This is a genomic window from Mycobacterium nebraskense (assembly GCF_002102255.1).
GTDB lineage: Bacteria > Actinomycetota > Actinomycetes > Mycobacteriales > Mycobacteriaceae > Mycobacterium > Mycobacterium nebraskense.
Genome location: NZ_LQPH01000016.1, coordinates 22,096 through 34,900 on the forward strand (window position 1 = coordinate 22,096; position 12,805 = coordinate 34,900).

Consider the following 12,805-nt stretch of genomic DNA (forward strand, 5'->3'; position numbering starts at 1 on the left):
ACATCACAATCAATTCGTGTGACACAACGATAGCTTGTGACTCCACAACGCCGAGACCTCTACTCGCGCCTGGTTGCGGCGAGAACCATGGAGAGGATGCCCCTGGCCGGTAGCGCATCGGCCGCGCTAAATTAGCCAGCCAGACCGAGGAAGGACAACGCTCGTGACTTACGTGATCGCCGAGCCCTGCGTCGACATCAAGGACAAGGCGTGCATTGAGGAATGTCCCGTCGACTGCATCTACGAGGGCGCGCGGATGCTCTACATCCACCCCGACGAGTGCGTCGACTGCGGCGCCTGCGAGCCGGTGTGCCCCGTCGAGTCCATCTACTACGAAGACGATCTGCCGGGTGAATACGGCGAGTACACGCAGATCAACGCCGACTTCTTCACGGAGCTGGGCTCACCCGGTGGCGCGTCGAAGGTCGGGCTGACCGAGAACGACCCCGCCACGGTGAAGAACCTGGAGAGCCGGGCCGAGGCCACCTAGGGGGCCGCCGCGGCCGGCTTGTTTCGTAAGGTGAGCCCATGCGGACAGCTCGAATCATCCACGTCATCCGGCAGATAGGGTCGCTCGTGGTCACGGCCGTGACCGCGGTGTCCACGCTCAACGCCTACCGGCCGTTGGCACGCAGCGGATACGCATCGCTCTTCTCGTGGATGTTCGGGCTGGTCGTCACCGAGTTGCCGCTGCAAACCCTGGTCAGCCAGCTCGGCGGTCTGGCGTTGACGGCGCGTCGCCTGACGCCGCCGGTGCGGCTCGCGGCGTGGGTGGTGGCAAGCGTGTCGGCACTGGGTTTGCTGAACTTCAGCCGTGCTGGGCACCGGGCCAATGTGCCGTTGACCGAGGCCTTGGACAACGAGCTGGGCGCGTCGCGTCTCACCGAATCGGGGGATCTGTGGCGCCGGGCGGCCGGCGGCGGCACCGCCAAGACGCCGGGACTGCTGCGGATGATGCGCATCCACCGCGACTACGCCCACGACTCGAACATCAGCTACGGCGAATTCGGCAGCGCGAACTACCTGGACATCTGGCGCCGGCCCGATCTGGACCCGACCGGTAAGGCGCCGGTGCTTTTTCAGATCCCCGGCGGTGCCTGGACGACGGGAAACAAACGCGGACAAGCGCATCCGTTGATGAGCCACCTTGCGGAATTGGGCTGGGTCTGCGTGGCGATCAACTACCGGCACAGCCCGCGTAACACCTGGCCCGCCCACATCATCGACGTCAAGCGCGCCCTGGCGTGGGTCAAGGGGCACATCGCCGAGTACGGCGGTGATCCCGAATTCATCGCCATCACCGGCGGTTCAGCCGGCGGCCACCTGTCGTCGCTGGCCGCGCTCACGCCCAACGACCCTGAGTTCCAGCCCGGCTTCGAGGACGCCGACACCCGGGTGCAGGCGGCCGTGCCGTTCTACGGCGTCTACGACTTCACCCGGTTCAATGACGCGATGCACCCGATGATGCCCGCGCTCCTCGTCAAATCCGTTGTCAAGCAACGGCCATCGACCAACATGCAGCCGTTCATCACCGCGTCGCCGGTCAACCACGTTACCGCCGACGCGCCCCCGTTCTTCGTCTTGCACGGCCGCAACGACTCGCTGGTGCCCGTGGAGCAGGCGCGCGGATTCGTCGAGCGGCTGCGGCAGGTCAGCAACCAGCCCGTCGTGTACGCCGAATTGCCCTTCACCCAGCACGCTTTCGACATCTTCGGTTCGGCACGCGCGGCGCACACCGCGGTTGCCGTCGAGCAATTCCTGGCCGAGGTCTACGCGACGCTCCGCAAGGCCAATGTGGCCTAGCCGCTAAGCATTTGGACCACCACGCCGGCGATGATGGCCTCTGGGTCCTGCTCGATGCCGACCGTGCGCAGCTCCCCGCCGATCGCCAGCGACGCGACGCCGTGCACCAGCGACCACAACGGCGCGGCGAGTTCGCGCGGATCCTGACCGCCGACGAGGCCCGCCTCCTGACACGTTGCGATCGCGTCGAGGAGGTCACCGAACGCCTGCTCGCCCGCGACGGCCAGCTCCGGATGGTCGGCCTTTGAAAGCTCGGCGCCGAACATGACCTGGTAGTGATCCGGGTGGGCGACGGCCCAGCGCACATACGCGCGGCCGAGTTCTACGACCCGGTCCTTCGGGTCGGGAGTGGCGTCGGCGGCCGCGCTCAGTTCGGCGTGCAGGTCGCGGAAGCCCTGTTCGGCGACTGTCGCCAGCAGCGCGGCCTTGTCGGCGAAGTGCCGGTACGGGGCGGCGGCGCTGACGCCTGCGCGCCGCGCCGCCTCGGTCAGCGTGAAGCCCTTCGGTCCCTTCTCGGCCACGAGCGACAGAGCGGCGCTGCTCAGGGCGCGTTTCAGATCGCCGTGGTGGTAGCTGTCCCGACGCTTCGCACCGGCCGGGGATTTCCGCTCACGTGCCATGTTGACGAGATTAACATTCGAGACTATGTTAAAGCCATTCACATCTTTGGAAGGGGACGAAATGGACCAGCAACTCGTAACCCCCCGCGCCGGCGACCGCGACCGGGAGAGGGCGGCCGCGCGCCTCGGCCAAGCTCTCGCGCAGGGCTACCTGGACCTGAACGAATACGACCAACGGGTGCAGGCGGTCTTCGGTACGCACACCACCGGCGAGCTCAACGAGATCCTCGCCGACCTGCCGCTCGAGCGGATCCGGCGGGCGGACCCGCGCCGCCGCGCCGCCCGCGTCGAGGCCGCCCGCCGCGGCGTGCGCCTTCACCTCGCCGCCTACCTCGCGATGACCGTCATCGTGCTCACCGTGTGGGCGGCCGTCGCCGCCACCACCGACGCCACGTACTTCTGGCCGATATGGCCCATCCTCGGCGCCGGGATCGGCCTCGTCAGCCACGCCCTCGGCATTCACCCCGCCGGGAAAACCGTTGCGAAGTAAGGAATAGCCATGTCACTGGCCGTCATCACCGGCGCCAGCTCCGGGCTGGGCGCGATTTTCGCCGACCAGTTGGCGCAGCGGGGCATGTCGTTAGTGCTCGCCGGGCGCGATGAAGCCCGGCTGAGCGCGGTGGCGCAGCGCGTCGAGCAGCAGGTTGAACTGGTCGTCGGCGACCTTGGCACTCAGGCCGGCGTCGACGCCCTGGTGGGCCGGCTGGACGGGCGGGAGGTCGACGTGCTGGTCAACAATGCCGGCTTCGGCACCTACGGCCCCTTCGCGGAGCTCGACGCGGGGCGTGAGCATGATCTGGTCGCGGTCAACGTCGACGCGCTGGTGCGGCTGACCCACGCGGTGCTGCCCGGCATGCTGGCCCGCGGTCGGGGCGGCATCCTGAATGTCGCCTCCACCATCGCCTTTCAGCCCGGGCCGTATCAGGCCACCTACGGCGCGTCGAAGGCGTTCGTCTTGTCGCTGAGCCAAGCGCTGTGGGCGGAAACGCGCGGTTCGGGGGTAACGGTCACGGCGCTGTGCCCCGGGCCCACCCGAACCGGGTTCGTCGGCGCGCTGGGCTCGGACGTCTCGCACACCGCGATCTATCGCCGGCTCGCGGCGCCCGAACCCGTCGTGGCCGCCGGGCTGCGCGCGCTGGACCGACGCCGCGCCGTCGTCGTGCCCGGGTGGCGCTATCGGGTGATGGCCACGGGCTCACGGCTGATGCCCGGGTGGCTGTCGTCGCTCGTCAGCGGGCGGATGCTGCGGCCCGCCGCGGCGGAATAACGAAAAGCCTTGTCCCGCAGACTATGTCTTGGGACGCACACCCGCGGCGCGGTACACGAAAACCGGCTGAACCGGAAAGCGCAGCGTCGTCGTGGGCAGCGTTTCCAGGACGTCGTCGGGGATCTTCTTCCGGTAGTTGAGCCTCATCGACCCACTGAAGGCGGGATCGACGCCGTGCAGGTCGATTTCGAGCTGCAGACCCTTGCCGGTGATGGTGGCCCTGCCCGGCCCTTTGCTGCTGTCCCAGGAGCAATCGATCGATCGCAGGTTGGCGTCCCCGCGGGTGGGAAGCGTGGCGACGATCCGAGCGGCCGTGAAGGCGAACGCACCCGTGTAGCGGGAAACACCGGAAGCCGAATAGACCCCTGGCACATGACCGCCGAAATGTCGGCTCACCCCGACTTTGCCGGCGCTGAAGATGATCCCCTCGGCGTCGAGCTCATCGCGCAGCGCCGTGGGCAGTTTGCCGATTTCGGACAAGTTACGGAGAAAGCCCAACACGCAACAGACCGTAGCCCGAGGCGCACTCGTTTGCCAGAGAGGTTTACTGCACCGTGACGTTGGCCGTATACGTGCACGCCGGTTTGGAGTCCTTGCCGACGAAGCTGGTGTAGGACGTGCCGATCGTCGTGGTCCCCGGCTTCAACGCCGTGAACATCCACACCTCGGTGCCGGGCGCCCCCAACGCCTCGGAGCTCGGCGGCACGAACTCGTGACTCGTTTGTTTGAGGATCGTCGGGTCGCCGATTTTCGTCTCCGGCGTCCACCGGTACGGGGTGGTGTAATTCGAGCCCAACTTCACGACCAGCGTGTTGCCGACGGCCACGGTGATGCTCTGCGTGATGACGCTTTGCGTGAGCACCTCGTTCATGGGCACCTGCAGCGTCTTGGTCGACGGCGGGTTCCTGGACGCGAAGTGGCAGCCCACCAACATCGGCGAAACGAGCATCGCGACGGTCACCAAGAGCCTGATCTTCCCGACAGTCATCGAGCCCATTATGGCCTGGAGCCTGATCGACGTGCGGCCGCCCAAGGCCCCATTCCTGGCTCGGCGTCTTGGGCGTGTGTTTGCTGAACGTCCGGTAGCTTCTGTGCATGTTTGGCATCATCCGGCCCTGCCGCCACCGGCTCGGCGGCGAGCTCGCGGCGGCCTGGACAGCCCAGTTGTGCGGATTGTGTTTGGCGCTGCGTGACGATTACGGGCAGGCCGCGCGCATCGCCACCAACTACGACGGGTTGGTGATCTCATTGTTGGTCGAAGCGCAGTCGGCCGGACAGCCGACCCGCCGCACGGCCGGGCGCTGTCCGTTGCGCGGGATGCGGCGCGCCGACGTGGCCACCGGTGACTGCGTGCGGCTCGCCGCGGTGGTGTCACTGGCGCTGGCCGCGGCGCGGGTCCGCGACCACGTCGACGACCGCGACGGCGTGCTCGGCGTGGCAGGGGTGCGGCCGGCGGCGCGCCGCATCGCCGAACGCTGGGTGCGCCAGGGCACCGACACCGGTCACACCCTGGGCTTCGACACCGGCGTGCTCGTCGCCGCGATGGACCGGCAGGCCACAGTCGAAGCGACCGCGGGCCCCGGCAGTTCGCTGTTGCAGGTGACCGAGCCCACCGAGACCGCCGTCGCCGAAGCGTTCGCGCACACCGCCGTGTTGGCCGGCCGCCCGGGCAACCAGGTGCCGCTGCGCGAAGTCGGCCAGCTGTTCGGCCGAGTCGCGCACCTGCTCGATGCCGTCGAGGACTACCACGACGACGTGGTGCGCGGAAAGTGGAACCCGTTGGCCGCCACAGCAACTCCCGTGGCGGCCGTCCGCGCCCTATGCGACGACGCGGTGTTGGGCATCGAGCTGGCGCTGGCCGACGTGTCGTTTACCGACGGGCGTTTGGTCGATCGGCTGCTGACCAGCGAGGTGCGCCGCGCGATCAAGCGCACTTTCGCCCGGGCCGGTGTCAGCGCGCAGGGCGGAACGCCGCGCGGCCAGCAGGAACCCATCAACTTCGGCGACCAACCCATTGAGCCCACAGACGAAGGTGAAACACCCGCTCCCGGGCGCAAGAAGGGCGCAGACGGCACCGGCTGCTGGTGCTGTTGCGATGGCTGCGATTGCTGCTGCGACTGCGACGATTGCTGCTGCGACTGCTCTTGATACCCGCGTGACCCCGCGTGGGCCCGAACCCCCGGCCATCACAGGACTTTCGAATTTGATATCGCATGTGATATCGCTTTCGAGATTCACCTAATGCCCCCCGCAGGGTGCTCATGTGACTGGTGAGACTGCCCGCAAGGCGGGCTGACCACACAGCCAGCCAAACCCCAAGCCGCGCAAAGCGTGCATGTCCGGCAGGATGGGCTGGTGTTTGGCCTCGTCCTGATCGTCGCGCTCGTCTCCACCGTCATCGTCGGGACGGTTCTCGGCCGACGCTATCGCGTTGGTCCCCCGGTGCTGCTCATTGTGCTCGGCGCGCTGCTCGGTCTGATCCCCAGTTTCGCTCATGTGCACATCAACGGTGAGATCGTGTTGCTGCTGTTCCTGCCGGCGATCCTCTACTGGGAGGGCCTGAACACCAGCTTCCGGGAGATCCGAGCGAACGCGCGCATCATCGTGTTTCTCAGCGTCGCGCTGGTGATCGCGACGGCGGTGGCGGTGTCGTGGACGGCGCGGGCGCTGGGCATGGACTCCCACGCGGCGGCCGTTCTCGGCGCCGTGCTGTCCCCCACCGACGCCGCCGCCGTGGCCGGCTTGGCGAAGAAGTTGCCACGCCGATCGGTCACCGTGCTCAAGGCCGAGAGTCTCATCAACGACGGCACGGCCCTGGTCCTGTTTGCCGTCACGGTTCACGTCGCGATCGGCGGATCCGCCATCACCCCGGTCGACCTGGTTGGCCGTTTCGTCGGCTCCTACCTCGGCGGTATCGCCGCGGGGCTGGTGGTCGGCGGAGCGGTCACGCTGCTGCGCAAGAGAATCGACGCGCCCCAGGAGGAAGGGGCGTTGAGCCTACTGACGCCGTTCGCGGCCTTCTTATTGGCGCAGAGCATGGACTGCAGTGGGGTGGTCGCGGTCATGGTCGCGGCCCTGGTGCTCGCCTACGCCGGGCCGGTGGTGATCCGGGCGCGATCGCGCCTGCAGGCATATGCGTTTTGGGACAGTGCGACATTCCTGCTCAACGGCTCGTTGTGGGTTTTCGTCGGCGTCCAGATACCGGGGGCGCTGCGCGGGATAGCCGGCGTGGACGGCGGGGTTCGCCACGCCTTGTTCATCGCGCTCGCCGTCACCGTTGTGGTGATCCTGTCGCGCATCTTCTGGGGCGAGCTCACCGTGCTGTTGATCCGGTTGATCGATCGCCGAGAGGCGCAGCGGGAACGTCGCGTCAGCTGGCGTCAGCGTTTCGTCACCGCCTGGGCGGGATTCCGCGGGGCGGTGTCGCTCGCCGCGGCGCTGGCCGTCCCCGCGACCACGCTGAGCGGTGCGCCATTCCCCGACCGCAGCCTGCTCATCTTCATCGTTGTGTTCGTCATCCTGGTGACGGTCCTGGTCCAAGGCACCACGCTGCCCGCCGTGGTCCGCTGGGCGAAGATACCCGAGGACGTCGCCCACGCGGAGGAATTGCAACTGGCCCGCACCAGGGGCGTTCGAGCCGCCCTCGACGCGTTGCCGACGGTCGCCGACGAGGTCGGCATCGGCGACGACCTCCGACGCCGGCTGCAGAAGGAATACGAGGACAAGGCCGCGCTGGCGCTCGCCACCGAGGACGGTTCGACGAACAGCCACCTCGTCAAGAAGAAGGATCTGGTGCGCCGGGTACGGCTGGGCATGCTGGAACGCAAGCGCCAGGAGATCACCGCGCTGCGCAACCAGAACCTCATCGATGACATCGTCCTGCGCGAGTTGCAGAACGAGATGGACCTCGAGGAAGTGCAACTGCTCGACGCCGCCGAGAACGAGTAAGGCCCGTCGGTCGTCGACCGTACAGTCGGCTTCATGTTGCAGACGGTGGCGATCCGCGGGTATCGCTCGCTGCGCGAGGTGATCCTGCCGCTGAGTCAGCTGTCGGTCGTCACCGGCGCCAACGGCGCCGGAAAGTCGTCGCTGTATCGCGCGTTGCGGCTCCTGGCCGATTGCGGCCGCGGCGAAGTGATCGCCTCGCTCGCGCGCGAGGGCGGGCTGCAGTCCGCGCTGTGGGCCGGACCCGAGGAGCTCAAGGGCGCCCGCCGGACCGGGAAGGTCGAGGGCACCGTGCGCACCCGGCCCGTGTCCCTCGAATTGGGCTTCGCCTCAGACGATTTCGGGTATCTGGTAGACCTCGGCATGCCGCAGATGGCGGGGCCGAAGTCGGCCTTCGGGCGCGATCCCGAGATCAAGCGGGAGGCGTTGTTCGCCGGCCCGGTGCTGCGCGCCAGCGCGACGCTCGTGCGCCGGACGCGCGACTTCGCCGAGGTCAGCGCGGACTCGGGCCGCGGTTTCGACGAACTGTCCCGCTCGTTGCCGTCGTACCGCAGCGTGCTGGCCGAGTACGCCCACCCACACGCGCTTCCGGAACTCGCGTCCGTGCGAGAGCGACTGCGGGGGTGGCGGTTCTACGACGGCTTCCGCGTCGACGCGGGGGCGCCGGCGCGGCACCCGCAGGTGGGCACGCGCACCCCGGTGCTCTCCGATGACGGCAGCGATCTGGCCGCCGCGATTCAGACGATCATCGAAGCCGGTTTCGACGACCTGAGCCGCGCCGTCGCCGACGCGTTCGACGGCGCCACGGTTTCCGTCGCCGTTCACGACGGACTCTTCGACCTGCAGCTGCGGCAGCGCGGCATGCTACGGCCGCTGCGATCCGCCGAATTGTCCGACGGCACACTGCGATTCCTGCTGTGGGCCGCCGCGTTGTTGAGCCCGCAGGCGCCGTCGCTGATGGTGCTCAACGAACCGGAGACCTCGCTGCATCCCGACTTGGTGCGCCCCCTCGCGGGGCTGATCCGCACCGCCGCCGCGCGGACGCAGGTCCTGGTGGTGACCCATTCCCGCGCGCTGCTGGAATTCCTCGACACCGTAACGGTGGCCGACGCCGAAGCGTCCGACCGAGCCGTCGAGATCGAGCTGTACAAGGAGTGGGGCGAGACGCGCGTCACCGGTCAGGGACTGCTGACCATGCCGCCGTGGGACTGGGGCAAGCGCTAGATTCGTTGCCGTTGAGCGCACAATCGGCGGAATTCATGGACTGTTCAGACCAGCGCCAATTCCCCATTGTTGAGTGCACATGCGCGCCGCGTGTCCTCACGTTATGCGCGTTGCACAGGTCGCCAACTTCTACGGCCCTCGCTCCGGCGGCCTTCGCACCGCGGTAGACCGGCTGGGCGCCGAATATTGCGCCGGCGGGCACGAGGTGTTCCTAATCGTTCCCGGTCAGCGCGCCGAGCGCACCCAGCTGCACACCGGGGTCGTGCGAATCACCCTGCCCGCTCGGCTGATTCCCCTCACCGGTGGCTACCGCGCGGTTATGCCCGGACCGGTCAAGGCGCTCCTGGAGGCGTTGCGCCCCGACGCCTTGGAGGTGTCCGACCGGCTCACGCTGCGGTCACTGGGCCGGTGGGGCCGCGACCATGGCGCCACGACGGTGATGATCTCCCATGAGCGGCTGGATCGGCTTGTGGGACAAATCCTTCCGCACCGGGCCGCGGTCAAGTTCGCCGATTTGGCCAACGCGCGCACCGCCGCCGATTACGACACGGTGGTGTGCACCACCGGTTTCGCACGTGAGGAATTCGACCGAATCGGCGCGACGAACACCGTCACCGTGCCGCTGGGCGTGGATCTGCAGACGTTTCACCCGCGCCGGCACTCGTACCTGCTGCGGCGGCGCTGGGCGGCACCCACACAGCTGCTGGTGGTCCATTGCGGCCGGCTGTCGGTGGAAAAGCGCGTCGATCGCAGCATCGACGCGATCGGCGAGTTGTGCCACGCCGGGGTCGATGCCCGGCTCGTCGTCGTGGGTGAGGGTCCCTTGCGGGCCCGGCTGGAGCGACAGGCCGCCCGGTTGCCGGTGGACTTCACCGGTTTCGTCTCCGATCGGCACACGGTGGCCGGGCTGCTGGCGTCGGCCGACGTGACGCTGGCGCCCGGGCCGCACGAGACGTTCGGCCTGGCCGCGCTGGAGTCGCTGGCCTGCGGGACACCGGCCGTGGTCTCGCGCACGTCGGCGTTGAGCGAGATCATCACCCCGGACAGCGGTGCTTTGGCGGACAACCACCCGGTCGCAATAGCGCGAGCGGTCAGCGCCGTGTCCAGTCGTCCCGAACACCACCGTCGCGTGTCCGCGCGACGCCGCGCCGAGGACTTCACCTGGCACCGTGCGGCGACGGGCATGCTGGCCTCGTTGGGGGCGCCCACCCTGGACGATCAGCGTGCCGATTCCGAAAACACCGCATAACCTCACGGGCGCGTGCGCGCGGCATTCCATTCCCGCGTATTCGCCAGGAAGCCGACGAATACGGTGCGGTCTCGTACTAGGTCCGAGGGCTTACGGTCCCCAAATGAGCAGGTCTTCCATCCCGTTGTTCATCGTCACTGTGGTCGGCGCTGGACCTGTGACGTCGAAGTGGATTTTGCCGGTCGCTTGCGCACCGTCAGGAATGGTCGCCCCGCTGATGTTCGTCGGGCTCACGACGTACCACAGAACCCGATAGGAGGCCGCATTCGGGGCGACGGCGTTGAACTGCGAAATCGCTGGAGTAACACTGCCCCGCACTGACCTGACGGTAGCCGTGGCTTCCCACAGCTTGCCGGCCGGAGTGTAGCCGGGGGTTACATCGGTGCTGGGCTGGAGGTTGCTGACCGTCCACGCAAGGACAACCTGGCCGACGGTGTCGGTCATCGTCAGTTCGCTACCCAGTTTGCCGACGACGGGATAGGTGGCCGATGCACTCGGTACGCTGCTCACACCAATCGCGGTCATTACGACGGCCGCCACCGTCATGATCATCGTGGTGATCTTCACTGATATTCCTCCTCGTTTGAGCGGCGAAACCATTTGCCGCCAATCGACTCCGAAACATTAATTCTGTCTCGCACATTCTCTTTTCGCTAGAGCCATTTGACCTATTAGTTCAGGGACCTACGCCAACCAAATGGTCCGGCATTCGCCGCCCACGGTGGAAATGGAAAATGCTGACGTTGTCGCAACCGTGACGCAGAAAAAGCGCCGCCGCCCGGTCGAGCAGCTCGGCTCGGGGGATGTCGGGATGCTTTAACTATCCGCGGCACGCTCTGGCCTCCACCCGACGTACGTCAAGTAGAGCCCGGCGGACGCGAGGCAGGCGAACAACACCCAGATCGCCGCGGACATGCCCGAGCGGTAGATCGCGTCGCCGGCAGTGTCGTAGGCACGCGGGACGGTCAACAACAGCAGTCCACGTATCAGGAAAAACCAGCCGACAGCGGACACAATGACCGCCGCGAGGCTGCGCCAATACTGGTGAAACGCAATGATGAAAATGCCGCCCATCAACAGAATGGCCCCATAAAGCCACGGCCACATGGGATTTGCCTTGAACTCGGTGAACAGCGCCTGCATGTACGATCCGCGGACCGCGACCGTGATCGGCACGATCGTCAGGTACGGGCCCAGCACGCGGGCGAACATGCGGGTACGGGTCTGCGATTGCTCGGATGTACTCATTGCAGGTGAAGTCCTTAGAAGTCGGAGGCTGCCCATGATCCGGGCGGATAAGGCGGAACCACGCCGGCGAAGGCGCCGTCGGTGAGCCTGCACAGCGTGTCGGAAATGGTTCCTGCGTTGGCCACTACCTTCGGGTCGCTGTCCGGCACGACGCGCGCGACCACCGCCTGCCAGAAGTAACCGACACCGCCGTGCTCGTACCAGATGAACCAGTCGGCATCGCGATGGCCGGCACGAATCAGCCGGCGGAACGGCAACGTCGGATCGCTGACCGAGTCGGTCGCGTTGAAGGGCGCGCCGATGTCGGCGATGGGCGGAAGAAGCTTGACGAGCTCCGGCGGCACTTGCGACAAATGCTGCACTTCCTGAACCGGTGTCGTCAGCGCGCACTGGGTGTTTGGCATCGCTTCGGCGGGCACCGCTGTCAGAAGAGCCAACGCGACCGCGAGACACCCGGTGAATCCATAGCTGATGCGCGCCACGATCTGCTCCATCTGCCCTGCTGCCCATCCGAAGACTACGCCGCAGTTTGCTGATGAGAGAGGTATTCGGGTGGCCGCTAGGCTCGGTCCAGACAACCAGGGAGGCGAATCGGTGGAAGCCCGAGACCAGGTGTTGATCACCGTCACGGAGTTGGCTGACCTCATCGAGGCCGGCGATCCGGTAGCCGTCCTGGACGTCCGGTGGCGGCTCGACGAGCCGGACGGGCGGCCGGCCTACTTGGAGGGCCACATACCGGGCGCGGTGTATGCCTCGCTCGAGGAGGAGCTCAGCGATCACACGGTCGCCGGGCGCGGCCGTCACCCACTGCCGTCGGGCAGCGATCTGCAAGTCGCCGCGCGCCGATGGGGAGTCCGACAGGACTCGCCGGTGGTGGTCTATGACGACTGGAATCGCGCCGGTTCGGCGCGCGCCTGGTGGGTGTTGACCGCGGCCGGGCTGCCGAACGTCCGCATTCTGGACGGCGGTCTGGCCGCCTGGCGATCTGCCGGCCAGACCCTCGAACCCGGCCCGGTGACACCGCACCCCGGGAATGTGACTGTGCCACATGATGATCTGCATGCCGGAGACCGACCCACGCTGACGGCCGAGCAAGCCGGAGCCGGTGGCGTGACGCTGCTCGATGCGCGAGCGCCCGAACGCTTCCGCGGCGAAGTCGAACCGCTCGACCCCGCCGCCGGGCACATCCCCGGTGCCACGAACCTGCCGAGCACCGCCGTCCTGGCCGCCGACGGCACCTTCGTCGGCGACTACGCGCTCGTCCAACTGCTCGCCGACCGCGGGATCGAACGTGACCGCGCGTTGGGCGCCTATTGCGGCTCGGGCGTGACCGCCAGCGTCACGGTCGCCGCGCTCGCGGCACAGGGCTGGGAGGCGGCGCTGTATCCCGGGTCGTGGTCCGAGTGGTGTTCGGACCCGGGCCGCGCGGTCGCCCGCGGCCCCGAGTAA

At 67.4% G+C, this 12,805-nt stretch carries 15 protein-coding genes; 9 read left to right on the forward strand and 6 right to left on the reverse strand.

Annotated elements, in window-relative coordinates; all coding sequences use genetic code 11:
- Positions 1–163: 163 nt before the first annotated feature.
- Positions 164–490: a ferredoxin gene (gene fdxA / locus AWC17_RS02135; RefSeq protein WP_046184584.1), complete on the forward strand. Its 327-nt coding sequence runs from the start codon at positions 164–166 to the stop codon at positions 488–490.
- Positions 491–528: 38 nt separating this feature from the next.
- Entirely contained in the window at positions 529–1,803 is a 1,275-nt protein-coding gene (locus AWC17_RS02140; protein ID WP_046184583.1) for an alpha/beta hydrolase, read from the forward strand.
- Here the strand turns inward: AWC17_RS02140 and AWC17_RS02145 are convergent.
- A complete protein-coding gene (locus tag AWC17_RS02145; RefSeq protein WP_046184582.1) occupies positions 1,800–2,423 on the reverse strand; it encodes a TetR/AcrR family transcriptional regulator in 624 nt (207 codons plus the stop codon). The two genes, AWC17_RS02140 and AWC17_RS02145, sit on opposite strands and share 4 nt — an antisense overlap.
- Before the next feature lie 61 nt (positions 2,424–2,484).
- Here AWC17_RS02145 and AWC17_RS02150 point away from each other — a divergent pair, with 61 nt between their 5' ends.
- Positions 2,485–2,913: a DUF1707 domain-containing protein gene (locus tag AWC17_RS02150; protein WP_046184591.1), complete on the forward strand. Its 429-nt coding sequence runs from the start codon at positions 2,485–2,487 to the stop codon at positions 2,911–2,913.
- A gap of 9 nt (positions 2,914–2,922) precedes the next feature.
- Positions 2,923–3,690 carry an SDR family NAD(P)-dependent oxidoreductase gene (locus AWC17_RS02155; RefSeq protein WP_046184581.1) on the forward strand — a complete coding sequence of 256 codons (768 nt, stop codon included), beginning with the start codon at positions 2,923–2,925 and terminating at the stop codon, positions 3,688–3,690.
- 21 nt (positions 3,691–3,711) lie between these two features.
- On the opposite strand, the gene AWC17_RS02160 is transcribed toward AWC17_RS02155, so the two are convergent.
- Both AWC17_RS02160 and AWC17_RS02165 read right to left on the reverse strand, forming a co-directional pair.
- Entirely contained in the window at positions 3,712–4,191 is a 480-nt protein-coding gene (locus AWC17_RS02160) for a hypothetical protein (RefSeq protein WP_046184580.1), read from the reverse strand.
- A 43-nt stretch (positions 4,192–4,234) separates the two neighbouring features.
- Positions 4,235–4,687: a protease inhibitor I42 family protein gene (locus AWC17_RS02165; RefSeq protein WP_082123053.1), complete on the reverse strand. Its 453-nt coding sequence runs from the start codon at positions 4,685–4,687 to the stop codon at positions 4,235–4,237.
- Positions 4,688–4,785: 98 nt separating this feature from the next.
- On the opposite strand from AWC17_RS02165, the gene AWC17_RS02170 reads away from it, so the two are divergent.
- The 4 genes from AWC17_RS02170 to AWC17_RS02185 all read left to right on the forward strand — a co-directional run bounded on the left by AWC17_RS02170 (position 4,786) and on the right by AWC17_RS02185 (position 10,108).
- Complete coding sequence (locus AWC17_RS02170) at positions 4,786–5,838, forward strand: DUF5685 family protein (protein ID WP_047324059.1); 1,053 nt, start codon at positions 4,786–4,788, stop codon at positions 5,836–5,838.
- A 207-nt stretch (positions 5,839–6,045) separates the two neighbouring features.
- The gene (locus tag AWC17_RS02175) at positions 6,046–7,638 is read left to right on the forward strand and encodes a Na+/H+ antiporter (RefSeq protein ID WP_046184589.1); all 1,593 of its coding nucleotides are present in this window, start codon (positions 6,046–6,048) and stop codon (positions 7,636–7,638) included.
- A gap of 33 nt (positions 7,639–7,671) precedes the next feature.
- Positions 7,672–8,859 (forward strand): AAA family ATPase, encoded by a 1,188-nt coding sequence (locus AWC17_RS02180; RefSeq protein ID WP_046184578.1) that lies wholly within the window; start codon positions 7,672–7,674, stop codon positions 8,857–8,859.
- Between the two features lie 103 nt (positions 8,860–8,962).
- Positions 8,963–10,108 (forward strand): glycosyltransferase, encoded by a 1,146-nt coding sequence (locus AWC17_RS02185; RefSeq protein WP_047324058.1) that lies wholly within the window; start codon positions 8,963–8,965, stop codon positions 10,106–10,108.
- Between the two features lie 90 nt (positions 10,109–10,198).
- On the opposite strand, the gene AWC17_RS02190 is transcribed toward AWC17_RS02185, so the two are convergent.
- The 3 genes from AWC17_RS02190 to AWC17_RS02200 all read right to left on the reverse strand — a co-directional run bounded on the left by AWC17_RS02190 (position 10,199) and on the right by AWC17_RS02200 (position 11,850).
- On the reverse strand, positions 10,199–10,675 hold the full coding sequence (locus AWC17_RS02190; protein ID WP_046184576.1) for an MPT63 family protein: 477 nt from the start codon (positions 10,673–10,675) through the stop codon (positions 10,199–10,201).
- 249 nt (positions 10,676–10,924) lie between these two features.
- Complete coding sequence (locus AWC17_RS02195) at positions 10,925–11,356, reverse strand: hypothetical protein (protein WP_046184575.1); 432 nt, start codon at positions 11,354–11,356, stop codon at positions 10,925–10,927.
- Between the two features lie 14 nt (positions 11,357–11,370).
- Entirely contained in the window at positions 11,371–11,850 is a 480-nt protein-coding gene (locus AWC17_RS02200) for a hypothetical protein (RefSeq protein ID WP_231588597.1), read from the reverse strand.
- A 100-nt stretch (positions 11,851–11,950) separates the two neighbouring features.
- Here AWC17_RS02200 and AWC17_RS02205 point away from each other — a divergent pair, with 100 nt between their 5' ends.
- Positions 11,951–12,805: a sulfurtransferase gene (locus AWC17_RS02205; RefSeq protein WP_047324065.1), complete on the forward strand. Its 855-nt coding sequence runs from the start codon at positions 11,951–11,953 to the stop codon at positions 12,803–12,805.